Source organism: Streptococcus mobilis (assembly GCF_059727625.1).
Genome location: NZ_AP041823.1, coordinates 1,777,159 through 1,803,396, shown reverse-complemented (window position 1 = coordinate 1,803,396; position 26,238 = coordinate 1,777,159). Strand labels below are relative to the sequence as shown.

21 protein-coding genes and 2 pseudogenes are annotated in these 26,238 nt (G+C 41.9%); 22 read left to right on the top strand and 1 reads right to left on the bottom strand.

Annotation, left to right across the window (positions count from 1 at the left end):
* Positions 1 to 8: 8 nt before the first annotated feature.
* From ccrZ to AC6IZR_RS08555, 19 genes and pseudogenes are all read left to right on the top strand, one after another.
* Positions 9 to 803, top strand: coding sequence for a cell cycle regulator CcrZ (gene ccrZ / locus AC6IZR_RS08645; protein ID WP_003003852.1), 795 nt, complete (start codon positions 9 to 11; stop codon positions 801 to 803).
* Positions 800 to 1,435: a tRNA (guanosine(46)-N7)-methyltransferase TrmB gene (gene trmB, locus AC6IZR_RS08640; RefSeq protein ID WP_024056398.1), complete on the top strand. Its 636-nt coding sequence runs from the start codon at positions 800 to 802 to the stop codon at positions 1,433 to 1,435. The genes ccrZ and trmB overlap by 4 nt, the downstream gene beginning before the upstream one ends.
* 97 nt (positions 1,436 to 1,532) lie before the next feature.
* Positions 1,533 to 2,012 (top strand): ribosome maturation factor RimP, encoded by a 480-nt coding sequence (gene rimP, locus AC6IZR_RS08635; RefSeq protein WP_021154518.1) that lies wholly within the window; start codon positions 1,533 to 1,535, stop codon positions 2,010 to 2,012.
* A 44-nt stretch (positions 2,013 to 2,056) separates the two neighbouring features.
* On the top strand, positions 2,057 to 3,199 hold the full coding sequence (gene nusA, locus AC6IZR_RS08630; RefSeq protein ID WP_497848442.1) for a transcription termination factor NusA: 1,143 nt from the start codon (positions 2,057 to 2,059) through the stop codon (positions 3,197 to 3,199).
* A 14-nt stretch (positions 3,200 to 3,213) separates the two neighbouring features.
* Complete coding sequence (rnpM, locus tag AC6IZR_RS08625; RefSeq protein ID WP_003010401.1) at positions 3,214 to 3,510, top strand: RNase P modulator RnpM; 297 nt, start codon at positions 3,214 to 3,216, stop codon at positions 3,508 to 3,510.
* Complete coding sequence (locus tag AC6IZR_RS08620; RefSeq protein WP_003010399.1) at positions 3,503 to 3,802, top strand: YlxQ-related RNA-binding protein; 300 nt, start codon at positions 3,503 to 3,505, stop codon at positions 3,800 to 3,802. The genes rnpM and AC6IZR_RS08620 overlap by 8 nt, the downstream gene beginning before the upstream one ends.
* Positions 3,803 to 3,818: 16 nt before the next feature.
* Positions 3,819 to 3,942, top strand: a pseudogene (locus tag AC6IZR_RS08615) (translation initiation factor IF-2 N-terminal domain-containing protein); the annotation flags it as partial.
* A gap of 95 nt (positions 3,943 to 4,037) precedes the next feature.
* Positions 4,038 to 6,533: pseudogene (gene infB / locus AC6IZR_RS08610) on the top strand (translation initiation factor IF-2); the annotation flags it as partial.
* Positions 6,534 to 6,605: 72 nt separating this feature from the next.
* Positions 6,606 to 6,956, top strand: a complete 351-nt coding sequence (gene rbfA / locus AC6IZR_RS08605; protein WP_003003976.1) for a 30S ribosome-binding factor RbfA — start codon at positions 6,606 to 6,608, stop codon at positions 6,954 to 6,956.
* A 450-nt stretch (positions 6,957 to 7,406) separates the two neighbouring features.
* Positions 7,407 to 9,038, top strand: a complete 1,632-nt coding sequence (locus tag AC6IZR_RS08600) for a Na/Pi cotransporter family protein (RefSeq protein WP_070586282.1) — start codon at positions 7,407 to 7,409, stop codon at positions 9,036 to 9,038.
* A gap of 153 nt (positions 9,039 to 9,191) precedes the next feature.
* Positions 9,192 to 10,349 (top strand): N-acetylglucosamine-6-phosphate deacetylase, encoded by a 1,158-nt coding sequence (gene nagA, locus AC6IZR_RS08595; protein ID WP_042760248.1) that lies wholly within the window; start codon positions 9,192 to 9,194, stop codon positions 10,347 to 10,349.
* Positions 10,350 to 10,521: 172 nt separating this feature from the next.
* On the top strand, positions 10,522 to 10,740 hold the full coding sequence (locus AC6IZR_RS08590) for a hypothetical protein (RefSeq protein ID WP_003018530.1): 219 nt from the start codon (positions 10,522 to 10,524) through the stop codon (positions 10,738 to 10,740).
* The gene (locus AC6IZR_RS08585) at positions 10,737 to 11,579 is read left to right on the top strand and encodes an aldo/keto reductase (protein WP_497848441.1); all 843 of its coding nucleotides are present in this window, start codon (positions 10,737 to 10,739) and stop codon (positions 11,577 to 11,579) included. Before AC6IZR_RS08590 ends, AC6IZR_RS08585 begins: the two co-directional genes overlap by 4 nt.
* Positions 11,580 to 11,848: 269 nt before the next feature.
* Positions 11,849 to 16,267: a S8 family serine peptidase gene (locus tag AC6IZR_RS08580; protein WP_497848440.1), complete on the top strand. Its 4,419-nt coding sequence runs from the start codon at positions 11,849 to 11,851 to the stop codon at positions 16,265 to 16,267.
* Positions 16,268 to 16,595: 328 nt separating this feature from the next.
* Positions 16,596 to 16,967: a GFA family protein gene (locus AC6IZR_RS08575; protein ID WP_000912017.1), complete on the top strand. Its 372-nt coding sequence runs from the start codon at positions 16,596 to 16,598 to the stop codon at positions 16,965 to 16,967.
* A gap of 35 nt (positions 16,968 to 17,002) precedes the next feature.
* Positions 17,003 to 17,920: a glycine--tRNA ligase subunit alpha gene (glyQ, locus tag AC6IZR_RS08570; protein ID WP_002886077.1), complete on the top strand. Its 918-nt coding sequence runs from the start codon at positions 17,003 to 17,005 to the stop codon at positions 17,918 to 17,920.
* Between the two features lie 281 nt (positions 17,921 to 18,201).
* Complete coding sequence (gene glyS / locus AC6IZR_RS08565) at positions 18,202 to 20,238, top strand: glycine--tRNA ligase subunit beta (RefSeq protein ID WP_497848439.1); 2,037 nt, start codon at positions 18,202 to 18,204, stop codon at positions 20,236 to 20,238.
* 33 nt (positions 20,239 to 20,271) lie between these two features.
* A complete protein-coding gene (locus AC6IZR_RS08560; RefSeq protein ID WP_003010384.1) occupies positions 20,272 to 20,529 on the top strand; it encodes a DUF896 family protein in 258 nt (85 codons plus the stop codon).
* 163 nt (positions 20,530 to 20,692) lie between these two features.
* Entirely contained in the window at positions 20,693 to 22,075 is a 1,383-nt protein-coding gene (locus AC6IZR_RS08555) for an amino acid permease (RefSeq protein ID WP_049472465.1), read from the top strand.
* 260 nt (positions 22,076 to 22,335) lie between these two features.
* On the opposite strand, the gene AC6IZR_RS08550 is transcribed toward AC6IZR_RS08555, so the two are convergent.
* The gene (locus AC6IZR_RS08550; protein WP_037599920.1) at positions 22,336 to 22,515 is read right to left on the bottom strand and encodes a hypothetical protein; all 180 of its coding nucleotides are present in this window, start codon (positions 22,513 to 22,515) and stop codon (positions 22,336 to 22,338) included.
* 150 nt (positions 22,516 to 22,665) lie between these two features.
* Here AC6IZR_RS08550 and rsmH point away from each other — a divergent pair, with 150 nt between their 5' ends.
* The 3 genes from rsmH to pbp2x are packed head-to-tail and all read left to right on the top strand — an operon-like array spanning position 22,666 to position 26,238.
* The gene (gene rsmH / locus AC6IZR_RS08545) at positions 22,666 to 23,616 is read left to right on the top strand and encodes a 16S rRNA (cytosine(1402)-N(4))-methyltransferase RsmH (protein WP_070589978.1); all 951 of its coding nucleotides are present in this window, start codon (positions 22,666 to 22,668) and stop codon (positions 23,614 to 23,616) included.
* A gap of 11 nt (positions 23,617 to 23,627) precedes the next feature.
* Positions 23,628 to 23,963 carry a cell division protein FtsL gene (gene ftsL / locus AC6IZR_RS08540; protein ID WP_003003929.1) on the top strand — a complete coding sequence of 112 codons (336 nt, stop codon included), beginning with the start codon at positions 23,628 to 23,630 and terminating at the stop codon, positions 23,961 to 23,963.
* Entirely contained in the window at positions 23,956 to 26,238 is a 2,283-nt protein-coding gene (gene pbp2x / locus AC6IZR_RS08535) for a penicillin-binding protein PBP2X (protein WP_155125291.1), read from the top strand. Before ftsL ends, pbp2x begins: the two co-directional genes overlap by 8 nt.

The following is a 26,238-nucleotide window of genomic DNA, read 5'->3' as shown; positions in this document are numbered from 1 at the left end:
AGGAAAAGATGGACTCGAATGAAAAAGAGCTAAGCCTCACCCCAATTCCTGGGAAGAGTGGGAAGGCCTACATGGGGACCTACCCAGATGGTGGGCGCGTTTTTGTAAAAATGAATACGACCCCAATCCTTGCGGGTCTAGCAAAAGAACAGATTGCTCCTCAATTGTTATGGAGTCGACGATTGCCAGATGGAAATGTGATGAGTGCCCAAGAATGGTTGAATGGGGAAATTCTCACGCCAAATGGGATGTCGAAAAAACAAGTCGTCAATATTTTAACGAGATTGCACCGTTCTAGACCTTTGATGACCCAATTGAAAAAACTTGGCTATCCTGTAGAATCTCCATTAGAATTGCTCAATTCTTGGAGCAATCGGTTACCAATTGCCCTACGTCAGAACCACTATATCCAATCAGTCGTAAAGAATTTACGTAAGACAGTGCCTGCCTTCCGGGAGGATTATGCGACGATCGTTCACGGGGATGTTCGTCATAGTAACTGGATTGAGACAGAGAGCGGCTTGATTTATCTAGTCGATTGGGACTCTGTTCGTTTGACAGACCGGATGTTGGATGTGGCGCATATCTTGAGTCACTATATCCCAGATTCTAATTGGCGCGATTGGTTAGGCTATTATGGCTACAAGTACAATCAAAAAGTATTTGATAAACTCTATTGGTTTGGTCAATACTCTTTCTTGTGCCAAATTGCTAAATACTATGAAAATAATGATTTAGAAAATGTCAATCGCGAGATCTATGCTCTGCGCAATTTCCGGTTGAAATATGGAAAGGAAATATGAGAGTTAGAAATCGCAAGGGAGCGACTGAATTATTAGAAGCGAACCCGCAATATGTGGTCCTAAATCCAGAAGATGCCAAGGGAAAGTGGCATGAAATTTTCGGGAATGACCATCCTATTCATATCGAAGTGGGTAGCGGAAAAGGGGCCTTTATTACTGGGATGGCCAAGGCCAATCCAGAGATCAACTACATCGGAATTGATATTCAAAAATCGGTCTTGAGTTATGCTTTAGATAAGGTCTTAGAAGCTGATGTTCCTAACATTAAATTGCTTTGGGTAGACGGAGATAGCTTGACCAACTATTTTGAAGATGGGGAAATTGATCAACTCTATCTGAATTTTTCAGATCCATGGCCTAAGAAACGTCATGAGAAGCGCCGTTTGACTTACAAGACCTTCTTGGATACCTTCAAGCAAATCCTTCCAGAACATGGGGAGATTCACTTTAAAACAGATAATCGAGGTCTGTTTGAATACAGTTTGGTGAGCTTTTCTCAATACGGAATGACTTTGAAGGGTGTCTGGCTAGACCTTCATGCTAGTGATTTTGAGGGGAATGTCATGACGGAATATGAGAAAAAGTTCTCAAGTAAAGGACAGGTCATTTACCGTGTAGAAGCACAGTTTTAGCATATTCCTTGCAATCGTTGGGGAATCGTGTTATAATACCTTAAATGAATAGAAAAGGAGAGGCGGGGAAATATCTTCGCCTCTTATCTATGAGGAGGTGGCAACCATCGCAACGATTGTTGACTTAGTAACAGAAGTGATTCAGCCAGCTATAAAGGAACCATTTGAATTGGTCGATGTTGAATATGGCAAAATGGGTGGTGACTACGTCTTAAGCATTTTCGTAGACAAACCAGAAGGGATCACACTGAATGATACAGCGGATTTGACAGAAATCATTAGCCCGCTATTGGATCAAATCAAACCAGACCCATTTCCAGAACAGTACTTTTTAGAAGTTACCAGTCCTGGCTTGGAGAGACCATTGAAAACCAAGGAAGCACTCGAGGGAGCTGTTGGCAAGTATGTCAATATCAGTTTGTACAAGGCTGTTGAAAAGCAAAAGGTCTTTGAGGGGAACTTGGTAGGTTTTGAAGAGGATGTTTTGACCATTGAGTATATGGATAAAACACGAAAGAAAACTGTAGAAATTCCTTATAACCTTGTGTCCAAAGCAAGGTTGGCTGTAAAATTGTAACAGAATGAAAGAAAGGATGCCTTTATAGTAAAGGCAAGAAAAACATGAGTAAAGAAATGCTAGAAGCCTTCCGCATTTTGGAAGAAGACAAAGGGATCAAAAAAGAAGATATCATCGAAGCCGTCACAGAATCATTGCGTTCAGCTTATCGCCGTCGTTATGGACAATCAGAAAGTGCAGCGATTGAATTCAATGAAAAAACTGGAGATTTCCGTGTTTATACGGTTCGTGAAGTGGTGGATGAAGTCTTTGATAGCCGTTTAGAAATCAGCTTGAAGGATGCCTTGGCCATTAGCTCTGCTTATGAGTTGGGGGATAAGATCAAGTTTGAAGAAGCACCAGCTGAATTTGGTCGTGTAGCAGCTCAATCTGCTAAACAAACGATCATGGAAAAAATGCGTAAGCAAACGCGCACCATCACCTATAACACTTATAAAGAACATGAAAATGAAATCATGAGTGGAACAGTGGAGCGCTTTGATAATCGTTTTATCTATGTCAATCTTGGTTCGATCGAAGCTCAATTGTCTAAGCAAGATCAAATTCCAGGAGAAGTGTTCCAATCTCATGACCGGATTGAAGTCTTTGTCTACAAGGTAGAAGATAATCCACGTGGTGTTAATGTCTTTGTTAGCCGAAGCCATCCTGAAATGATCAAACGTTTGATGGAACAAGAAATTCCTGAAGTCTATGATGGAACTGTTGAGATTATGAGTGTAGCGCGTGAAGCTGGAGATCGTACAAAAGTTGCGGTTCGTAGCCATAATCCAAACGTAGATGCAATTGGGACGATCGTTGGTCGTGGTGGATCGAATATTAAAAAGATTACCAGCAAATTCCACCCAGCTCGATACGATCAAAAATTAGACCGTATGGTTACGACAGAAGAAAATATCGATGTCATCGAGTGGGTTCCAGATCCAGCTGAATTCATCTACAATGCGATCGCTCCTGCAGAAGTGGACCAAGTTATTTTTGATGATGAAGATAGCAAACATGCTCTCGTTGTGGTTCCAGATAATAAACTATCTCTTGCCATCGGTCGTCGTGGTCAAAACGTTCGTTTGGCGGCTCATTTGACTGGTTACCGCATTGATATCAAATCTGCTAGTGAGTTCGAAGAAATGGAAGCAGCTCAAGAAACTTTTGAAGACCAAGTAGAAAGTGGCGAAGAGCAAGTCGATTAAGAGAGGGAGGGAACATGGTAAAAACAAGAAAAATCCCTTTAAGAAAATCTGTCGTTTCAAATGAAATTATTGATAAGCGCGATTTGCTCCGTATTGTCAAAAATAAAGAAGGACAAGTCTTTATCGATCCAACTGGCAAAGCCAATGGTCGAGGTGCTTATATCAAGCTAGACAATGAAGAAGCGGCACTTGCTAAGAAAAAGAAAGTTTTTAATCGTAGTTTTAATATGGAAGTGGAAGAAGCTTTCTATGATGAATTGATCGCTTATGTAGATCATAAGGTGAAGAGAAGAGAGTTAGGCCTTGAATAAGCAAAAGATAAGTAATTTGTTGGGCTTGGCGCAAAGAGCAGGAAAACTCATTTCTGGAGAAGAACTCGTGATCAAAGCCATCCAGGAAGAAAAAGCAAAATTAGTTTTTCTGGCAAATGATGCAGCTAGTAACCTGACAAAAAAGGTGACAGATAAGGGTCACTATTATGAGGTTCAAGTATCTACCGTGTTTTCAACACTAGAATTAAGCACTGCAATTGGACGTGCCCGTAAGGTCGTCGCTGTTGTAGATGCTGGATTTTCAAAGAAAATGAGGTCTCTTATGGAATAGAAGAGGAGGACAGCAATTGTCTAAGAAAAGATTATACGAAATTGCCAAAGAATTGGGCAAGGAAAGTAAGGAAGTCGTCACTCGTGCGAAAGAATTAGGTTTTGACGTCAAGAGTCATGCATCTAGTGTCGATACTGATGTTGCTGAAAAGTTGATCAAGAGCTTTGCAGCGAAAAAAGAAACAGTCGAAAAGAAAGTAGCAGAAGTGGCTGCCAAGGCAACGGCTGTCGCAGAGAAAAAAGAAGCAGCGCCCGTCAAAAAAGAAGGAGCAACTGAGACAAAATCAGTAACGCCAGCTGCTAAACCAAAGAGTCGTAACTTTAAAGCGGAACGAGAAGCGCGTGCAAAAGAACAGGCTGAACGTAGGAAACAACAAGACAATCGTCCAAAACGTGATCGCAAAGACAATCAGCGTCATGGTGACAACCGAAAACAACGACCACAAGAGCGAAATGAACAACGAAATCAAGGTTCTGATCGTCGCAATAACCGACCAGATCAAAGACGTGGTGAACAACCCCAAGTGGCACCAAAAGTTGATTTCAAAGCGCGTGCAGCGGCACTGAAAGCTGAACAAAATGCTGAGTACGCACGTGGAAGTGAAGATCGCTACAAACAACAAGCTGCAAAAGCAGAACAAGAACGTCAACAGCGCCGGAAACGGGTAGAAGCACCAGAAGTGAAAGCACCGGTACAGGAGCCAGCTGTTGAGAACCGTACAAAACCAGCTGTTGCTGCTGCTCCAGCTCAAGTCGATACACGTCGGAAGAAACAAGCGCGACCAGATAAGAAACGCGATGATTTTGATCGTGAAGAAGATGGTCCAAGAAAACAACAAAGGAATCGAAATAGTCAAAATCAAGTGAGAAATCAGAAAAATAGTAACTGGAATAACAATAAGAAAAATAAAAAAGGAAAGAACAACCGTAATGATGCTCCAAAACCAGTAACAGAGCGTAAATTCCATGAATTACCAAGTGAATTTGAGTATACGGATGGAATGACGGTTGCAGAAATCGCAAAACGCATCAAGCGTGAACCGGCTGAAATCGTCAAGAAACTCTTTATGATGGGAGTCATGGCGACTCAAAACCAATCGCTGGATGGAGATACGATTGAACTCTTGATGGTGGATTATGGAATTGAAGCCAAGAAAAAGGTTGAAGTGGACAATGCCGATATCGAACGCTTCTTCGTTGAAGATGGTTATTTGAATCCAGATGAGTTGGTAGAGCGTCCACCAGTTGTCACCATCATGGGACACGTTGACCACGGTAAAACTACCCTTTTGGATACCCTTCGTAATTCACGTGTAGCAACTGGTGAAGCGGGAGGAATCACTCAGCACATCGGTGCCTACCAAATCGTGGAAAATGGTAAGAAGATTACCTTCTTGGATACACCTGGACACGCGGCCTTTACTTCTATGCGGGCTCGTGGTGCATCTGTTACCGATATTACCATCTTGGTTGTAGCAGCAGATGACGGGGTGATGCCACAGACCATCGAAGCCATCAACCACTCAAAAGCTGCCAATGTTCCAATCATTGTGGCCATCAACAAGATCGATAAACCAGGAGCTAATCCAGAGCGTGTCATCGGTGAATTGGCAGAGCATGGGGTTATGTCAACTGCTTGGGGTGGCGATTCTGAGTTTGTAGAAATCTCAGCCAAGTTCAACCAAAATATCGACGAACTCTTGGAAACGGTCCTTCTTGTGGCTGAAATCCAAGAACTCAAGGCAGATCCAACTGTTCGTGCCATCGGTACTGTTATCGAAGCGCGCTTGGATAAAGGAAAAGGTGCGGTGGCAACTCTCCTTGTTCAACAAGGTACCTTGAATGTTCAAGACCCAATCGTTGTCGGAAATACCTTTGGACGTGTCCGTGCCATGACCAATGACCTTGGACGTCGTGTGAAGGTGGCAGGACCATCTACTCCGGTTTCTATCACTGGTTTGAACGAAGCGCCAATGGCGGGTGACCACTTCGCGGTTTATGAAGATGAAAAATCAGCGCGTGCAGCGGGTGAAGAACGTGCCAAACGTGCTCTGATGAAACAACGTCAAGCAACCAACCGCGTCAGCCTTGAAAATCTCTTTGATACCTTGAAGGCTGGGGAAGTGAAATCTGTTAATGTCATCATTAAAGCCGATGTACAAGGTTCGGTTGAAGCTCTTTCTGCTTCCCTTCAAAAGATTGAAGTAGAAGGTGTGAAAGTGACCATCGTTCACTCAGCAGTTGGTGCGATCAACGAATCAGACGTGACCCTTGCAGAAGCTTCAAATGCCTTCATCATCGGATTTAACGTCCGTCCTACTCCACAAGCACGTCAACAAGCTGAAGCTGACGAGGTGGAAATCCGTCTTCACTCAATTATCTACAAAGTGATTGAAGAAATGGAAGATGCCATGAAGGGTATGTTGGATCCTGAGTTCGAAGAGAAAGTCATCGGGGAAGCAGTTATTCGTGAAACCTTTAAGGTCTCTAAAGTGGGTACCATCGGTGGATTTATGGTCCTCAGTGGTAAGGTTACACGTGATTCCAAAGTACGTGTCATTCGTGACGGTGTCGTGATCTACGACGGAGCTCTTGCAAGCTTGAAACACTTCAAAGATGATGTCAAAGAGATCACAAATGGTCGTGAAGGTGGATTGATGATTGAAGGCTACAATGATATCAAGACAGATGATACTATCGAAGCCTATATCATGGAAGAAATTAAAAAATAAGCAAGCTGACTAGGAAAAAAGAGGGGGCCTCTGATTTCCTAGTTTTTAAACACAGAGCAGAAAGGAGTTCCTATGGCAAGTCATTTTCGGACAGACCGAGTAGGGATGGAAATCAAGCGTGAAGTCAACGAGATTTTACAAAAGAAAGTCCGTGACCCGCGTGTTCAAGGTGTCACCATTACGGATGTTCAAATGCTAGGTGATTTGTCTATGGCCAAAGTGTATTATTCAATTATGAGTGATTTGGCTTCAGACAATCAAAAGGCTCAGACAGGCCTTGAAAAAGCAACAGGAACCATCAAGCGTGAATTAGGTCGGAATCTGAAATTGTACAAGATTCCAGATCTTACTTTTGTGAAAGACGAATCCATCGAATACGGGAATAAGATCGATGAGATGTTGCGCAATTTGAACAAAGACTAGAGAGGTTGGAAATTTTCCACGCCCAGATTGAAAGACAAAGTCTTCTTAGAAACTTTCCTTAGGTGAGTACGGACGTCAGCGAACTTCTTCGAAGTTCCATGACTAATTATTGAGCCTAAGGTCTCAATAATTCCGAGTACCTGAAACTATTAAGTTTCAGGTACTTTTCTCACGACGAAAAGTTTCAGTAGATGATTGAATCACTCTAACGAGTAACATTTCTTTTTATAGAATTTATTAGATTTATAAAAAAGAATAGTTTGTCTACAGTCTCGGGTTGGAAATTTCCAACCTCTTTTTTTGGCTCCTAAAATGAGGAAAATAAAACAGAAAGAAAAAAACGGTTTCAAAAAATAATAGAAATTTACAGAAATCTCTTGTGTGATTGGAAATTATCCTTTACAATAGGAGAGGAGTTTTATTTCTGATCTCATATTTGGAGGAATGATCATGTCCATTAACTGGCAGGAAATTTTGTTTAACTTTTTGGGAGGGTTGGGTCTCTTTCTCTATAGTATTAAAACCATGGGAGAAGGACTGCAACAAGCTGCAGGGGACCGTCTTCGCTACTATATTGATAAATATACCAGCAATCCCTTTCTTGGAGTCTTAGTAGGGATTGGGATGACTGCCTTGATTCAGTCGAGTTCAGGGGTTACAGTGATTACGGTCGGTCTGGTGAGTGCAGGACTTCTAACCCTCCGTCAAGCTATTGGTATTGTTATGGGGGCCAATATTGGAACGACTATTACCTCCTTTATCATTGGTTTTAAATTAGGAGACTACGCTCTTCCCATGCTCTTTATCGGAGCGGTTTGTCTCTTCTTTACCAAAAATCGTTTGGTTAATAATGTTGGACGAATCGTTTTTGGTGTCGGTGGTATCTTCTTTGCCCTCAACTTGATGAGTGGGGCTATGGAACCTCTTAAAGATTTGCAAGTCTTTCGTGACTATATGGTGCAGTTAAGTAAAAGTCCTATCTTGGGTGTCTTTGTTGGATCAGGCTTAACACTTTTGATTCAGGCCTCTTCTGCAACCATTGGTATCTTGCAAAATCTCTATGCTAGTCATTTGATTGACCTGAAAGGAGCCCTCCCAGTTCTCTTTGGTGATAATATCGGAACGACCATTACAGCTATCATTGCTTCCTTGGGAGCTAATATTGCGGCCAAACGTGTGGCAGGTGCCCATGTAGCCTTTAATGTTATCGGAACCATTATCTGTCTTGTCTTCCTTGTTCCGTTTACCTCTTTGATTCAATGGTTTGAAACGACTCTTCATTTATCCCCAGAAATGACCATAGCCTTTGCTCACGGAACCTTTAATATAACCAATACCATCATCCAGTTCCCATTCATTGGAGCTTTGGCATACTTTGTGACCAAGCTGATTCCTGGTGAGGATGAGGTTGTCAAATATGAACCGCTCTACTTGGATGAAAACTTGATCACCCAAGCGCCTTCGATTGCTCTTGGAAATGCGAAAAAAGAGTTGCTTCATTTAGGTGGATATGCAGACAAAGCTTTTAATCTTTCTTATGATTATATTGTTCATCAAAATGAGAAAACAGCTGAAAAGGGTCATAAGACAGAAGAAGCCATCAATACCATTGATGATGATTTGACTCGCTACCTGATTCGTTTGTCAAGTGAAGCCTTGAGTCCGAGAGAAAGTGAAGTTCTCACCAACATCCTAGATTCCTCACGAGATTTGGAGCGGATTGGAGATCACGCGGAAGCCTTGATCAATCTGACCGATTATTTAATTCGTAAGAAAGTGGTCTTTTCAGAAGCGGCCTTGGCTGAATTGGAAGATATTTACAACCAAACCCATCAATTTGTAGAGGATGCTTTGAAAGCTGTTGAGAACAATGATGTGAGTCTTGCAAACCAACTGGTAGTACGTCACGAGGCAATTGAAAAGTTGGAGAAAAGACTTCGGAAAACCCATATTCGTCGTTTGAACCATGGTGAATGTACACCTCAAGCTGGAGTGAACTTTATTGATATCATTTCTCACTATACACGTGTTGCTGACCATGCCATGAATCTCGCTGAAAAAGTACAAATCGAGCAAATTTAAGGAACGTCAAACAGAGTAAGTAGGAAGCTTACTCTGTTTTTTGTTGGATTCTATTCAAAAATAGGTCTAGACCATTTACAAATGGAAGTGAAAGCGTTATAATATGTATGAATATAAATGGAACACAGTTCCTACAATGGAAAGGACGATTTTATGTCTACATATATTAAAGCAGATCAATTTTATTACCCACATGGGGTTCGCCGCGGAGGCTATTTGGAGCTCGTTGATGGCAAGTTTGGAAAACATGTGGAAAGCTTACCTGAAGGTGCGGATGTGCTGGATTATTCTGGTTACAGTATTGCGCCTGGCCTCGTAGATACCCATATTCACGGATTTGGTGGGGTAGATGTGATGGATAACAATATCGAAGGCACTCTCCATACCATGAGTGAAGGTCTCTTGAGTACAGGGGTTACGAGTTTTTTGCCTACGACCTTGACTTCCTCTTACGAACAGCTTTTGGCAGTAACTGAAAATATCGGTGCACGATACAAAGAAGCAACAGGAGCCAAGATTCGCGGGATTTATTTTGAAGGACCTTATTTCACAGAAAAATACAAGGGAGCTCAAAACCCGTCTTATATGAAGGATCCAAGTATGGAAGAATTCCGTGCTTGGCAAAAAGCTGCCAATGGTCTGTTGAATAAGATTGCCCTTGCTCCCGAGCGTGAAGGGGTGGAAGAATTTGTTCGGACTATTACAGGAGAAGGGGTGACAGTCGCTTTGGGACACTCCAATGCTACTTTTGAAGAAGCTAAAAAAGCGGTTGATGCAGGTGCGAGTGTCTGGGTGCATGCCTACAATGGTATGCGTGGTTTGACGCACCGTGAACTCGGTATGGTTGGTGCCATGTATGAGTTGCCTCATACCACAGCAGAGTTGATCTGTGATGGCCATCACGTTGATCCGCTAGCATGTGATATCCTGATGAAACAAAAAGGAAAAGAAAATGTTGCCTTGATTACTGACTGTATGACAGCTGGGGGATTAGAAGACGGGGATTATATGCTTGGGGAATTCCCAGTCGTGGTTGCTGAAGGGACTGCTCGCTTGAAATCAACTGGTAATCTAGCTGGCTCAATCTTGAAATTGAAAGATGGATTAAAAAATGTTGTAGAGTGGGGAATTGCTAACCCTCACGAAGCAGTGATGATGGCCAGCCTCAATCCGGCAAAATCAGTCCATATTGATGATGTTTGTGGTCAAATTCGAGAAGGGTATGATGCGGACTTCATCGTGCTTGATCAAAATTTGGATCTGGTTGCGACCTATCTCGATGGGGTCAAACGTTACCAAGCTACCAATTAGATTCAAGAATCGCAGATAGAATACTTCCTCTCTAGGTCATACCTAGAGAGGTTTTTGTGACGTATTCATGGGGTTAAACAGTCTGTAGGGGCTTTTTGTTTACCGATGGTAGTGCAATTTTGTGAATGCTGTCTTTTCATGCTATAATGGGAATTGAAATGTGAGGTAGCTTATGAAGGCAATTGATATACGTTTTTTATTGATGGGAATTTTTTTCTTGCTCTATGGGATTGTAAGAAAAAATATCTTTATTGTGATCGTTGGTGGGGCATTTTTACTCTATAGTTTTTATAGCAAGAAGATGGAGCCAACCAAGAAGAATATTTTTAAGCCAGAGCTTAAGCTTCGAGGGCCTAAGAAACCGAAATCGAAGAAAGGAAAGAAAAAATGAATCATTATCGTTTGAATAATGGGGTGGAGATTCCTGTATTGGGATTTGGGACGTGGAAAGCAGCGGATGGAGAAGAAGCCTATCAAGCTGTCTTAGCTGCTTTAAAAGCAGGTTATCGCCATATCGATACAGCTGCGATTTATCAAAATGAAGAGAGTGTGGGTCGTGCCGTTAAAGACTGTGGTCTTGCGCGCGAAGACCTGTTTATTACCACCAAACTTTGGAATACTCATCACACCTATGAAGATGCTCAAGCTGCTTTGGAAGAGTCTCTTGAGAAACTAGGCTTGGACTATGTGGATCTTTATTTGATTCATTGGCCAAATCCAAAACCCCTTCGAGACAATGATGCTTGGAAACAACGAAATGCTGAGGTTTGGCGAGCAATGGAAGATATGCTAGCTGCTGGCAAGGTTCGAGCTATTGGTATTAGCAATTTTCTGCCTCATCATTTGGAAGCCCTCCTTGAAACAGCTCGGGTCATTCCGGCTGTGAACCAAATTCGTCTAGCACCTGGGGTGTACCAAAGTGAAGCCATTGCAGCAAGTCGCAAGCATGGCATTTTACTAGAGGCTTGGGGACCTTTTGGCCAAGGAGAATTGTTCCAAAATGAACAAGTAAAAGAAATGGCTACTAAATATGGAAAGACCGTCGCTCAACTAGCCCTGGCTTGGAGTTTGCAAGAAGGTTTCCTTCCATTGCCAAAATCGGTTACGCCTGAGCGGATTGCGAGTAATTTAAAGTGCTTTGATTTTGAATTGACGGCAGATGATATGGAACTCCTTCGCCATCTTCCGGTTGAAGCAGGTGCACCAGATCCAGACACCAAAGATTTTTAAAAGAGAATTTCTATTCATTAATGAAAACCGAGGACAGTTTCGTTCTCGGTTTTTAAAATCCTTTCAACGATTAAATAATTTTAAATCTCCAATAAAAACAGATGTTCTATAATACTTTCCTATACCAATTTATATTTTTCCGAACGAAAATAAATTAATAGTTAGTAACATTCGTGAATGTTACATTTGTGTTACAATTTGTTTTTTGAATGAATTTTCAGATAATTTTGCGTTATAATAGTTACTATTAAAATAAAAGGGGAGTTTCTATGAATAGACAAGAACGTTTTTCATTAAGAAAATACAAATTTGGTGTAGCCTCAGTTTTATTAGGGGCTGTTTTGGTATTTGGATCTGCACAAGCGAGTGCTGAAGAACAAGCGGCTAACCAAACGAGTGCTGGAACACAGCTTGTAGCCACTGCTCAACAGGCACCTGCTGAAGAAGAGCATTCACAAGCAACAGAAGCAAGTACAGCAGTTGCTAGTGAGAAAGTAGAAGTTGCAAAAGAAGCAACAGTTGCTGAAAAGACAACGAATACAACAGAAGCAGCTCATGTTGAAAAAACAGAAGCTCCGAAAGAGGCAGCTGTTGTTCCAGAAACAAAACCGGAAGTAGCGGAAAAACCTGTAGAAAAAGCAACAGAAGTGGCTACTGCGACAAGTTCGGAAACAACGAATCGCCATGAGGCAGCTGAAAAACCTCAAAGCATCGAAAGTGACGAAATTATTACAGTTCCCCAAACCTGGAAGCAAGGCTATAAAGGGGAAGGGATGGTTGTCGCCGTCATCGACTCTGGCTTGGATGTGAACCACGAGGTTCTTCGGATTACCGATCCTTCAAAAGCTAAGTTTAAAAACCAAGAAGAAATCGAAGCTGCTAAGAAAGCGGCAGGAATCGATTATGGTAAATGGTACAACGACAAGGTTGTCTACGCTTATGACTACTTTGATGGGACCGACAATATCAAAGAGGCCGAAAGAGATTCTCACGGGATGCACGTTACAGGGATTGCAACAGGGAATCCTGATAAAGAAGCAGGAAACGGAGAAAAGATCTATGGTGTAGCACCAGAAGCGCAAGTTATGTTTATGCGTGTCTTTTCAGATCGTCAAAAAACAACGGGTTCTGCTCTTTATGTAAAAGCAATTGATGATGCTGTAGCTCTTGGTGCAGATACCATCAATATGAGTCTTGGATCTTCTACTGGTTCTACGGTCAATGCAGGTTCAGATATCATTGACGCCATCAAACGGGCGCGTGCTAAAGGTGTATCTGTCCTAATCTCTGCAGGAAATAGCAATACTTTTGGGAATGGCTATTCAAGACCAGCTGCAGAAAATCCAGATTACGGCTTGGTCGGAAACCCATCAACAGTAGAGGACTCTATTTCTGTTGCTTCAATCAATAATAAAATCATTACCACAGAGGTTTTCGAAGTCAAAGGTTTGGAAGGTAATGCAGAAGTAGATAACGGGAAGTTTGACTACAGTAAATCTGCAACAGATACAGACTTTGAAAAAGGTAAAGAATATGAGTATGTATCAGTTGGTCTTGGGAAAGAAGATGATTTCAAAGATCTAGATCTTACCGGTAAATTGGCGCTTATCCAACGCGGGGAAATTCCATTCTCAGAAAAGATTGCCAATGCCCTCCATCATGGTGCAGTAGGGGCCATGGTTTACAATAATGTAGAAGGATCTAATCTTGGAATGGCAATTGATGGAGATGCTAAGAAAATTCCATCTGTCTTCATTTCAAAACGCTATGGGGAAGCTCTTAAAGCTGGATCTTACAAAGTTGTCTTTAACAATACCATGGCTAACCGTCCATCTCCAGAAGCAGACCAATTGTCTGATTTCTCAAGCTGGGGAGTGACAACAGATGGTCAGTTGAAACCAGATGTCACAGCACCTGGTGGGAATATCTTCTCTTCTTTGAATGACAATACCTACGGGGATATGAGTGGTACTAGTATGGCCTCACCTCACGTAGCAGGTGTTGCAGCCTTGGTTAAAGAATACCTTGTGAAGAACCATCCAGAATTGACTCCAGAACAAGTTTCTGCAACTGTGAAAGCCTTGATTATGTCTACGGCTAAACCACATGTTAACAAAGAAACCGGTGTCTATACGTCTCCACGTCAACAAGGAGCAGGGGTTGTCGACACAGCAGCGGCTGTTTCAACAGACTTGTATGTGACTGGTGAAAACAACTATCCAAGTGTCACTCTTGGAAATGTTGGAGATAGCTTTACCTTTGATGTCACTGTCCACAATATTTCAGATACCGATCGTACCTTGAAAATGTTGGTGAATACTGACACAGATGAAGTGAAGGATGGTAAATTTACCCTTCGTCCACGTAAATTAACAGAAACTGCTTGGCCTGAAGTAACCGTGAAAGCACATAGTTCTGAAACAGTTACAGTGAAAGTCGACACAAGTAAATTCACAGAAGAATTAAGCAAAGAAATGCCAAATGGCTATTTCCTTGAAGGATTTGTTCGTTTTGTCGATCCAGCAGATGATGGGGATGTAGTTAGCTTGCCATTTATGGGATTCAAGGGAGAATTCCAAAACCTTCCAGCTGTTGAAAAACCAATCTATGATTTGGTTCGTGAAGGAAAAGATGGCTTCTACTATCATGTTCCAAAAGATTTGAATATCTCATCGAGTGCCAATGTTTCTGCGCTCGTCACCCTTCAAAATGACCTTCTCCTTACACAAGGGAAACGAGATGGTCGTCGAATTACAGTTCTTGGTATTGAAGAAAATGCAGAAGGAACTCACTCTCTTCAACTAGATGAGAATGGAAATGTTCGCATTGCCATTTCACCAAATGAAGATGGGAATAAAGACCTTGTTGAATACAAAACAGTTGCTCTTCGAAACATTGAAAACCTTCATGCAACGGTCTACGCAGCAAGCGATACGGAACATAAAAATCCACTGTGGGAAGGAACTCCATCTGATCATCGTAAGAACTTCTTTGATGGCAATGAAAAGAACCCACGCAGCTACACACTAGATAATACTGCTTGGAATGGTACCGATGCAAATGGGAAAGCAGTAGCAGATGGTGTATATGATTATGTCATTCGTTACACACCAATGGTTCCTGGAGCTGAAGAGCAATCAACGACCTTCAAGGTTCGGGTCGATACTCAAAAACCAGTGATCACATCTGGCTATATTCGCTTTAAAGACGGAGCACAACAGTTTGTAGCACGTAAAGCCAAAGATGTTGGCGAAGGTGGTATCTTAACTGAAAAACTCGTCTACGTGACTCCATTCGATGATCAGGGGACAATGGTCCAAACCAGTGAAGATAAGAATGGTACACGTGCGCTTGAAAATTACCATGTGATCAAGGCCAATGCAGATGGTAGCTTCGATCTTCCTGAAAACATCGATAAGAAGAATATCTACTACTATGTAGAAGACTTTGCGGGGAACGTAGACTATGTTTCACTAGCAGATTTAGTTCGGGATCAAAATAGTGGTCGGGTTCAAATTGCAGTTCGTGACGTTAAAACGAACAAAGATTTGGATACTATGTATGTTTACCGAATCAAAGATAGCAACGGCAAATACGTGTCAGTTGATAAGACAAAAGATATTAACTTCTTGAACTTTGGTCATTATACTGCTGAAATATTTACGTATGATCGTACAGAAGTGAAATTTGTCAGCAGCTTGACGCAAGAATTTGATTTGACAGAGGATAATAGTTTCCAAACGATTGCTTTTCTTGCCAATACTTTAGAATATGCACCAGTTAGCATCAGCTTTGATCAACCGGTTTCAAAAGCAGCTACGATCGTATTAAAAGGGGCAGATGGTGAAAACTTTGTCTTGCCTGCTGAAAAATATGGTAAAAATGGCTTTGGTAAATCTGTCGCAACTGGTCAATATACCTTGGTTGCAACTCTTCCTACAGGCTATGAACTAGCTGAGGAAGCACCAGTGATCTCAGTTGTCGCAGGGCGCAATAACCATTATCGTATTGGAGTGATCTCAAAAGTAGATCTCTTGGCTGCTTTGAACAACCAAGCAGATATTACAAAGACAGCTCAATACTTCAATGCGAGTGCGGCTAAGAAAGAAGCTTATGATCAAGCCTTGCAAGCTGCCCAAGCAGCCTTGACCAATAAGGTCAGTCAAGAGCAAGTCAACCAAGCAGTAGCTAGTCTTGAAGCTGCCAGCCAAGCTTTGGATGGGAAAGATTCAAACGTTGCGGCTTTGAAAGAAGCCATGCAAGCTTATGATGCTACGACTAAAACGGGTCGTTATGCTAATGCCAAAGAAAAAGTACGTCGAGACTACGACCGCGCTTTCCAAACAGTGGCCTTGCTTGCAGTTGATCCAACTGTGAAACAAGAACAAATCAATCAAGCACTTGCTGAGCTTAGCCGTGCGGAAGGAAAATTAAACGGGAAAGCAACTGATTTTTCAGGCCTTGAAAAATACATCAAGGAAGAATTGAAGTTCCAAGAAAAGAATGCTAAATTCATCTATGCTGGAAATGAAGAAAAAGAAGCTTACCTAGCAGCCTTCAAGGATGCACAAACTATCCTTTCAAATCCAGGAGCAAGCCAACAAGATGTAAAAGATGCTTTGACAGCCTTGAAAAATGCCAAGAAAAAACTTCATGGTAAAAAACCAAAAGCTGCAAGACGTCCATAATTGATATAAGATAGTTTGTTAGCCTAAAATCCATCTGAAACATTTGTTTCAGATGGATTTTTATTTACAAGTACCTAAAAATTTGCTATAATACTAGTCAAGAAAGAAGGGCTTACGGCGTTTTTCTAGCGAGCTTGGGGTAGTGAGAGCCAAGTAGAGCAAAGTAAGCAAGTGGCGCTTTCTCTCAGCAAAGAGCTGAAGACAAACAGATAAAATGAAGTAATAAATTAGGGTGGAACCGCGTTTCTGACGCCCCTAGTCGCAAGGCTTGGGTGTTGAAATTCGGTTCTTTTTGAATTCTTCTAATGCCTAAGTAGAAAGGAGTACAATGCTTAAAGGATCTTGTTTATGTAAAGCAGTGACCTACACTTTAGATGAGGAATTGTCGGAACTAGTTTTTTGCCACTGCTCATTCTGTCGGAAAGCAACCGCGTCTGCCTATACAGTGAATGCCAAAGTTAGCAGTAAAAACCTAGTATTGCATGGAAAAGAACAGTTGGTTACCTATAGTTCATCTCCAGGAAAACAACGCTATTACTGTCAGAACTGTCATAGTCAAATTTTCACTGCTCAAGAAAATATACCAGAAGTCTGTGCTTTGAAACTAGGTACAATAGACGAATGCGATCAGAATTTACAAACTGTTCCCAAACGTCATATTTTTCAGGACCCAGCTTTTTCTTGGTTGCTTGATGAATAAATCTAAAAAGATAATATAAATTAAAGGAGTAAAACATGTCTAAAAAATTGACTTTCCAGGAAATTATCCTTACTTTGCAACAATACTGGAATGACCAGGGTTGTATGCTGATGCAGGCTTATGATAACGAAAAAGGTGCGGGAACCATGAGTCCTTATACCTTCCTCCGTGCCATTGGTCCTGAACCATGGAATGCGGCTTATGTAGAGCCATCACGTCGTCCAGCAGATGGACGTTACGGAGAAAACCCAAACCGCCTGTACCAACACCACCAATTCCAAGTGGTTATGAAACCTTCTCCATCAAATATCCAAGAGCTCTACCTTGAGTCATTGGAAAAATTGGGCATCAATCCTTTGGAACACGATATTCGTTTCGTTGAAGACAACTGGGAAAACCCATCAACTGGTTCGGCTGGTCTTGGTTGGGAAGTTTGGCTTGACGGTATGGAAATCACTCAGTTCACCTACTTCCAACAAGTTGGTGGATTAGCAACTGGTCCGGTAACTTCTGAGGTCACTTACGGATTGGAACGTTTGGCTTCTTACATCCAAGAAGTAGACTCTGTTTACGATATTGAGTGGGCCCCAGGTGTTAAATACGGAGAAATCTTCCTTCAACCAGAATACGAACACTCAAAATACAGCTTTGAAGTTTCTGATCAAGATATGCTTCTTGAAAACTTCGAAAAATTTGAAAAAGAAGCAGGACGTGCTTTGGAATTGGGTCTTGTTCACCCAGCTTATGACTACGTTTTGAAATGTTCACATACCTTCAACTTGCTTGACGCTCGTGGTGCTGTTTCTGTTACAGAACGTGCCGGTTACATTGCCCGCATCCGTAACTTGGCCCGTGTCGTAGCTAAGACCTTCGTTGCAGAACGTAAGAAACTTGGTTACCCACTCCTTGACGAAGCCACACGCGCCAAACTCCTAGCAGAAGAGGAAGAATAATAAGCGTTACAAGAATGGAAATGGGCAAACAAAGTGAGCCCACATAACTACCCAGAGGCAAGTCGAAGACTTGCTAAAGGGATAGGCGCCGCCGTACTGGTATATGGGGATTTTTGAAACGTTAGGTTCAAAAATCAGTCAGCTAAATCCACTTTGATGAGACTGTTGGAAATCGCTGTCAAGGAGACATAAGATTTCCCTACAGCCTCACAAAGTTAGTTAGCAACGTCCCCAGTACCTAAGGTGCCTATCAACAAGAAGAATTTTGTAAAGGAAAAAACATGACAAAAAACTTATTAGTAGAACTTGGACTTGAAGAGTTGCCAGCCTACGTTGTCACACCAAGTGAAAAACAACTCGGTGAGAAAATGGCAGCCTTCTTGGATGACAACCGTCTTTCATACGAAAGCATTCAAACCTTTTCAACACCACGCCGTTTGGCAGTCCGTGTGATTGGCTTGGCTGATCAACAATCGGATTTGACTGAAGATTTTAAAGGACCTTCTAAGAAAATTGCCTTGGATGCTGATGGAAACTTCTCAAAAGCAGCGCAAGGCTTTGTCCGTGGAAAAGGCTTGACTGTAGATGACATCGAATTCCGTGAAGTTAAGGGTGAAGAATACGTTTACGTGACGAAACATGAAGCTGGAAAATCTGCGAAAGAAGTCTTAGCTGGCGTTCCAGAAGTACTTGCTTCATTGACGTTCCCTGTCAGCATGCACTGGGCTAACAACAGCTTTGAATACATTCGCCCAGTTCATACCTTGATTGTCCTTTTGGGTGATGAAGCGCTTGACCTCGACTTCTTGGATATCCATTCAGGTCGTGTGAGTCGCGGACACCGTTTCCTTGGACATGAAGTGGAAATTACCAATGCGGATTCGTACGAAGAAGACCTTCGTACCGTTTACGTCATTGCAGACAGCAAAGAACGTGAAAACATGATTCGTGAGCAAATCAAAGCTATCGAAGCAGAACAAGGTGTTCAAGTCCAAATCGAAGAAGGACTTTTGAACGAAGTCTTGAACTTGGTGGAATACCCTACAGCCTTTATGGGAAGCTTTGACACTAAATATTTGGACGTTCCAGAAGAAGTCTTGGTGACCTCAATGGAAACCCACCAACGGTACTTTGTTGTACGTGACCTTGATGGTCGGCTAAAACCAAACTTCATCTCAGTTCGTAATGGGAATGCTGAGCACTTGGAAAATGTTATCCGAGGAAATGAAAAAGTATTGGTGGCACGTCTCGAAGATGGTGAATTCTTCTGGCGTGAAGACCAAAAACTCAAGATTGAAGACCTGGTTGCTAAATTGGCTAACGTGACTTTCCATGAAAAAATCGGTTCTCTCTCAGAACACATGGCTCGTGCCGGTGTCATTGCAGCATCATTAGCTGAACAAGCTGGTTTGACTGCTGAAGAAAGGGCAGCCGTAGCGCGTGCAGCTGAAATCTACAAATTTGACCTCTTGACTGGTATGGTCGGAGAGTTCGATGAATTGCAAGGAATCATGGGTGAAAAATACGCCCTCCTTGCTGGTGAGGATCCTGCAGTAGCGACAGCTATCCGTGAGCACTACCTTCCTGATGCAGCAGATGGAGCCCTTCCAGAGACTAAGGTTGGTGCCATTCTTGCCCTTGCAGATAAATTGGATACCCTCCTTTCCTTTTTCTCAGTCGGTTTGATTCCGTCTGGTTCCAATGACCCGTATGCGCTTCGTCGTGCAACACAAGGAATTGTTCGTATCTTGGATGCCTTTGGTTGGCATATCCCTATGGATGAGTTGATTGACAGCCTTTACGGTCTGTCGTTTGATAGTCTTTCTTATGACAATCAAGCAGAAGTGCTCAACTTCATCAAGGCGCGTGTGGACAAGATGATGGGACGCACACCAAAAGATATCAAAGAAGCTGTTCTTGCTGGTTCAAACTTTGTCGTGGCTGATATGCTGGAAGCAGCTGAAGCTCTTTCAGAAGCTGCGAAGATGGATGGTTACAAGGCAGCTGTTGAATCACTCTCACGTGCCTTCAACTTGGCAGAAAAAGCAGATGCTTCAGTAGCGGTCGAAGCGAGTCTCTTTGAAAATGATCAAGAAAAAGCCTTGGCTCAAGCAGCAGAAAGTCTTGAATTGACAGGTTCAGCTAGCGACAAACTGGCTCAACTCTTTGCTCTTAGCCCGGTCATTGATGCTTTCTTTGACAATACCATGGTGATGGCAGAAGATGAGGCTGTTAAAAACAACCGTCTGGCCCTTCTTGCAGGTCTTGTAGCGAAAGCTAATGCTGTCGCAGCCTTTAATCAATTGAACACAAAATAATGACCTGATGACAGGTAGAAAGTAGGTTTTATTATGACACCTGAAAAAATTGCTCGGATCAATGAGCTGGCTAAAAAGAAAAAAACAGAAGGTTTGACTCCAGAAGAAACAGTGGAACAAGCAAAACTTCGTGAAGAATACATTGAAGGTTATCGTCGCTCCGTTCGTCACCACATTGAAGGTATCAAAATTGTGGATGAAGAAGGTAACGATGTAACACCTGAGAAACTACGCCAAGTGCAACGGGAAAAAGGTTTGCATGGCCGTAGTCTCGATGATCCTAATTCATAATCAAAAGAGTGCTGGAATAGACTCCAGCACTCTTTTGTATCTTTAAAATTCAGAATATTCTGGACCAGATTGACCAATTTTTAAAAACATGGTATAGTAGATTGTGTGAAAATTTGAAGTATACTTTTCTGAAAATGTACAGAAAAAGAATTGGAGTAATCATATGTCAAAAAAACATCATCCTAGTCAAGAAACCGAAAATGGGATGGTTCGTGGTCTGCAAAATCGGCATGTTCAGCTGATCGCTATTGCAGGAACCATCGGGACAGGACTCTTTCTTGGAGCCGGTCGTTCCCTTTCTTTGACAGGTCCCTCTATTATTTTAGTCTATATGCTGACTGGCGCCTTCATGTACTTGATGATGCGGGCGATCGGAGAAATGCTCTATATGGACCCTGATCAACACACCTTTATCAACTTTATCACCAAGTATCTAGGAAAAGGTTGGGGTTATTTTTCAGGATGGTCCTATTGGGTCTCCTTGGTATTTTTGGGAATGGCAGAGATCACCGCTGTTTCCAACTATGTCCAGCTTTGGTTTCCAAATTGGCCAGCCTGGCAGATTCAAATTATCTTTTTAGCGCTTTTAAGTTGTGTAAACTTGATCGCTGTGAAGGTTTTTGGAGAGGTTGAATTCTGGTTTGGAATGATCAAGATTGTCACTATTTTAGCCCTGATCGCAACAGGGATCTTTATGGTGACGACGAATTTTGAAACACCAGCTGGACACGCTAGCTTAACCAATATTACCAGTGGTTTTCAAATGTTTCCAAATGGTTGGGTCAAGTTCGTCATGGCCTTCCAAATGGTCTTCTTTGCTTATCAAGCGATCGAGTTTGTTGGAATTACTACTTCTGAAACAGCTAATCCCCGCCAAGTATTGCCAAAAGCCATTAAAGAAATTCCAATCCGAATTGTAATCTTTTATGTAGGGGCTTTGTTGGCGATTATGGCTATTTTCCCTTGGCAACAGCTTCCCGTCAATAAATCACCATTTGTAACGGTCTTTCAGATGGTTGGAATCAAGTGGGCAGCAGGATTGATTAATTTTGTTGTACTGACAGCTGCTGCATCTTCCTTGAATTCCACCCTCTATTCAACAGGGCGTCACTTGTACCAGATTGCAAAAGAAACACCAAACAGCAAAGTGATGAATCGTTTGAAACTGAATAGCTTATCTCGTATGGGGATTCCAAGTCGCGCGATTATTTTTTCTGCGATTGTGGTTGCTGTTTCAGCCTTTATCAATGTCTTGCCAGGTGTCTCAGATGCCTTTGCCTTGATTACGGCATCTTCTTCTGGTGTCTACATTGCTATTTACATTTTGACCATGCTTGCCCATCTTAAGTACCGTAAATCGAAAGAATTTATGCCAGATGGTTTTGTCATGCCGGCCTATAAAGTGTTGAATCCATTGACCATTGTTTTCTTCCTCTTCGTATTCGTTTGTCTCTTCTTGCAAGAATCAACATACATTGGAGCGATTGGAGCAACCATTTGGATCATTCTCTTTGGGATTTACAGTAATTGGAAACATAATCAATAAACCGCAAGAGAGTGGGACAGAAATCGGTCATTCGTTAGAATTCGATTTCGTCGTCCCACCTCCGCACAGTTGAGTAGGGCTGTAAAAGCTGATAAAATCAGCGTAGTAGAGCCCACTCAACCACTGCGTCTTGCTCGACAATCCAAAAATAATTGAGAGGCTAGGACTTTTGTCCCAACCTCTTTATTATTTCAGAGCTAGTTTGCTTTTTTTTAAGGAATTACTTGGAGGGAATAAAAGTAAAACAGAGGTGGAAGAAATTATTTTTCTTCCATCTCTGTTTTTTGTCCTTGAATGGCTTTTTTGAGCCACCAAAGTGAGCCGGCTAGGATCAGGGCAGCAAGCCAAAAAATCCAAGCCTCAATAGTGGTTAGAAAAAAGTAGAGAGCGATAGCATCGACCAATAAAAGTGGGATGAGAATCTGTTTTCTTATTTTCATAAGAATATTGTATCATAAATCCTAGAGGAAACAAATAAAATCAAGTCTTTCTAGGTATTTTGTAGGATCCGAAAAGGTCCGATAGGATTAGTTAGTGAATTTTCTTTCAGGAGTGCATCTTGGTCCCATTTGTGGTAAAATAGTAAAGATATGAGTAAAGAATTTCATCATGTAACGGTTTTGCTTCATGAAACGATCGATATGCTGGATGTTAAGCCAGATGGGATCTATGTAGACGCCACATTGGGTGGGGCAGGCCACAGCGAATATTTGTTAACAAAATTAAATGAATCGGGCCATCTTTATGCCTTTGACCAAGATCAGCATGCAATTGAGAATGCTAAGATTCGTTTAGCTCCATTCATCGAGAAAGGCATGGTGACCTTCATTAAGGATAACTTTCGTCATTTGAAGGAACGTCTGAACGAATTAGGTGTGACTGAAATTGATGGAATCTGTTATGACTTAGGTGTGTCTAGTCCTCAGTTAGATGAACGGGAACGTGGATTTTCTTACAAGAAAGATGCGCCACTGGACATGCGGATGAATCAAGAAGCTTCCTTGACAGCCTATGAGGTCGTAAATAGCTACGATTACCATGATCTAGTCCGTATTTTTTTCAAATATGGAGAGGACAAATTTTCCAAGCAAATTGCGCGGAAAATTGAGCAAGCACGAGCAATTAAACCGATTGAAACGACGACTGAATTAGCAGAGATTATTAAATCTGCTAAACCAGCTAAGGAGCTCAAGAAAAAGGGCCATCCTGCTAAACAGATTTTCCAAGCCATTCGTATCGAAGTCAATGATGAACTGGGAGCTGCAGATGAATCAATTCAGCAAGCCATGGATTTGTTGGCCCTCGATGGTCGTATTTCTGTGATTACCTTTCATTCGTTAGAGGATCGATTGACCAAACAATTGTTTAAAGAAGCTTCGACGGTTGAGGTTCCAAAAGGACTTCCCTTTATTCCGGATGATTTGAAACCAAAGATGGAGTTGGTCAACCGGAAACCTATTTTGCCAAGTGAAGAAGAGCTTGAGGGAAATAATCGATCCCATTCAGCAAAACTACGGGTTGCTCGAAAAATACACAAGTAAGAGGAATTGATATGGCAGCAAGAGATGAGAGAACAAGAACACAGGTACTGCAAGATCGCTTTCGCCGTTTCTCTAGAGTAGAAAAGGCTTTTTATGGGTCGATTGTCCTAACAGCTGTGATTTTAGCCATTAGTATTGTCTTTATGCAGACACGGATTTTACAAGTTCAAAGTGAATTGACTGATTTGAATACGGAACTAGAAGCCAAAAAGACGGAATTGGCAGATGTTCGTCAAGAGGTCAATGAATTAACACGTTATGACCGCTTATCACAGTTGGCTAGCTCCCAAGGAATGAAGCTGCAAAAAGAAAATCGAAAAACAGTGAGTGCAAGTAGTGATGAATAAATTCAAAAAATTTTTGATCGGGTATTCGATAAAGAAACGTCGCTTGCCGGATCAGAATCGAAAACAAGTTGGGAAAAATCTCAGTGTACTGGCGATTTTCCTCTTTTTTCTCTTTCTGATTAATTTTGCAATGATCATTGGGACTGACAAAAAATTTGGTGTAACCTTATCGGATCAAGCAAAAAAAGTCCATGAGCAGACGGTCATTGTTCCTGCAAAACGTGGAACGATCTACGACCGAAATGGAGCAGTAATTGCTGAAGATGCGACGACCTATAACGTTTATGCCATTATTGATAAAAAGTACAAATCAGCAACCGGGAAAATCCTCTATGTAGAAGAGAGCCAATTTAAAAAAGTAGCAGAAATCTTTAAGCAGTACTTAGGGATGGATGAGGATTACGTCATTCAACAGTTGTCGCAAAAGAAATTGAAACAGGTTTCTTTTGGGTCGAACGGAAACGGCATAACTTATAGCAATATGACGGCCATCCGTGAGGCCATGGAAGCGGCGAAGATTGAAGGGGTTGCTTTTACAACCAGTCCAAATCGAAGCTATAAAAATGGAGTTTTTGCTTCTCAATTTATAGGTCAGGCCTCTCTTCAAGAAGATAAAGAGGGGAATAAAACTCTGAAGGGGCAATCAGGGATGGAGAAATCCCTCGATCGTATTCTCGCTGGTCAAAATGGGGTTATCACCTATGACAAAGACCGAAACGGCAATATCGTTCCTGGTTCAGATAAGGTTTCTGTCAAAACAGAAGATGGAAAAGATGTCTATACGACCATTTCAGCAGAATTACAGACCTACCTTGAGACGCGAATGGATGTTTTCCAAGAAAAAGTAAAAGGAAAGTATGTTAGTGCGACTCTTGTGAGTGCAAAAACTGGAGAGATCCTAGCGACAACGCAACGTCCATCCTATAATGCGGATACCAAACAAGGGTTGGATCTGAAAAACTTGAAAACCTGGAATACCATCCTTTATCAAGATCAATATGAACCGGGTTCAACGATGAAGGTCATGTTATTAGCTTCGGCGATTGATCATGGAACCTTCCCAGCCTATAATGAAGTATACTACAGTAACGAACTACAAGTAAAAGATGCGACGATCCGTGACTGGGATGTCAATATGGGACTGTCTGAAGGTCGCTATATGAATATCGCACAAGGCTTTGCTTACTCAAGTAACGTGGGGATGACCCGCTTGGAGCAAAAGATGGGAAATGCTGTCTGGATGGACTACCTAACCCGCTTTAAATTCGGTCTTCCGACCCGTTTTGGAATGGGAAATGAAGCTTACGGGGGTCTTCCAGGGGATAACTATGTCAGTCAAGCCATGTCTTCTTTTGGTCAAGGGATTTCCGTCAGTCAAACTCAAATGTTACGGGCCTTTAGTGCCATCGCTAATGATGGACAAATGTTGGAGCCGAAGTTTATTAGTGCTATTTACGATAAAAAATCAGACACAGCCCGCAAATCAAAAAAAGAAGTTGTTGGAAAACCAGTTTCAGGATCAGCTGCACAACAGACACGGAACTATATGATCACCGTCGGAACAGATCCAGAGTATGGAACCTTGTACAGTGATGGACCCATCATTCAGGTACCCGGTCAAAACGTTGCGGTGAAATCAGGGACTGCCCAAATGGCGACAGATCAAGGATACTTGCAAGGAGAAAATGATTATATCTACTCGGTTGTAGCCATGACACCTGCAGAAGATCCTGAATTCATCATGTATGTGACGGTCCAACAACCAGAAGTGAAATTCTCATTCACCAGCTGGGAAGAGCTGGTCAATCCTATTTTGGAAGATGCAGTTGCTTTAAAAGACGAATTGCATCTAACATCAGAGGCACCAACTTTGGATGATGTGACCAAAGAAACGACCTACAAAATCCCTTCAGTAGAAACTCTCTCTAAGGAGTTGAATCTGAAACAAAATCTGAGCCCAGGTGCTTATTCAGAGGAATTGCGTCGCAATTTGGTGCAACCAATTGTCCTAGGAACCGGGAAAAATATCCGCAAGATGTCTGTGGATGTAGGCTCTAAAGTCAAAGCCAATCAACAAGTATTGTTATTGACAGAAGACTTTGATGCTGTTCCAGATATGTATGGTTGGACTAAGAAAAATGCAGACATCTTTGGAGAATGGACTGGAATTGAAATTACCTATAAAGGTAGTGGAAAGAAAGTAACCAAACAAAGTGTCAAAATGAACACCTCACTCAATAAAACTAAAAAGATTACGTTAACATTAGGAGACTAA

Excerpts from the sequence above, each read along its gene's own strand:
- ccrZ (WP_003003852.1), top strand. The coding sequence starts at position 9 with ATGGACTCGAATGAAAAAGAGCTAAGCCTCACCCCAATTCCTGGGAAG.
- trmB (WP_024056398.1), top strand. The coding sequence starts at position 800 with ATGAGAGTTAGAAATCGCAAGGGAGCGACTGAATTATTAGAAGCGAAC.
- nusA (WP_497848442.1), top strand. The coding sequence starts at position 2,057 with ATGAGTAAAGAAATGCTAGAAGCCTTCCGCATTTTGGAAGAAGACAAA.
- rnpM (WP_003010401.1), top strand. The coding sequence starts at position 3,214 with ATGGTAAAAACAAGAAAAATCCCTTTAAGAAAATCTGTCGTTTCAAAT.
- rbfA (WP_003003976.1), top strand. The coding sequence starts at position 6,606 with ATGGCAAGTCATTTTCGGACAGACCGAGTAGGGATGGAAATCAAGCGT.
- AC6IZR_RS08600 (WP_070586282.1), top strand. The coding sequence starts at position 7,407 with ATGTCCATTAACTGGCAGGAAATTTTGTTTAACTTTTTGGGAGGGTTG.
- nagA (WP_042760248.1), top strand. The coding sequence starts at position 9,192 with ATGTCTACATATATTAAAGCAGATCAATTTTATTACCCACATGGGGTT.
- AC6IZR_RS08590 (WP_003018530.1), top strand. The coding sequence starts at position 10,522 with ATGAAGGCAATTGATATACGTTTTTTATTGATGGGAATTTTTTTCTTG.
- AC6IZR_RS08585 (WP_497848441.1), top strand. The coding sequence starts at position 10,737 with ATGAATCATTATCGTTTGAATAATGGGGTGGAGATTCCTGTATTGGGA.
- AC6IZR_RS08580 (WP_497848440.1), top strand. The coding sequence starts at position 11,849 with ATGAATAGACAAGAACGTTTTTCATTAAGAAAATACAAATTTGGTGTA.
- AC6IZR_RS08575 (WP_000912017.1), top strand. The coding sequence starts at position 16,596 with ATGCTTAAAGGATCTTGTTTATGTAAAGCAGTGACCTACACTTTAGAT.
- glyQ (WP_002886077.1), top strand. The coding sequence starts at position 17,003 with ATGTCTAAAAAATTGACTTTCCAGGAAATTATCCTTACTTTGCAACAA.
- glyS (WP_497848439.1), top strand. The coding sequence starts at position 18,202 with ATGACAAAAAACTTATTAGTAGAACTTGGACTTGAAGAGTTGCCAGCC.
- AC6IZR_RS08560 (WP_003010384.1), top strand. The coding sequence starts at position 20,272 with ATGACACCTGAAAAAATTGCTCGGATCAATGAGCTGGCTAAAAAGAAA.
- AC6IZR_RS08555 (WP_049472465.1), top strand. The coding sequence starts at position 20,693 with ATGTCAAAAAAACATCATCCTAGTCAAGAAACCGAAAATGGGATGGTT.
- AC6IZR_RS08550 (WP_037599920.1), bottom strand. The coding sequence starts at position 22,515 with ATGAAAATAAGAAAACAGATTCTCATCCCACTTTTATTGGTCGATGCT.
- rsmH (WP_070589978.1), top strand. The coding sequence starts at position 22,666 with ATGAGTAAAGAATTTCATCATGTAACGGTTTTGCTTCATGAAACGATC.
- ftsL (WP_003003929.1), top strand. The coding sequence starts at position 23,628 with ATGGCAGCAAGAGATGAGAGAACAAGAACACAGGTACTGCAAGATCGC.
- pbp2x (WP_155125291.1), top strand. The coding sequence starts at position 23,956 with ATGAATAAATTCAAAAAATTTTTGATCGGGTATTCGATAAAGAAACGT.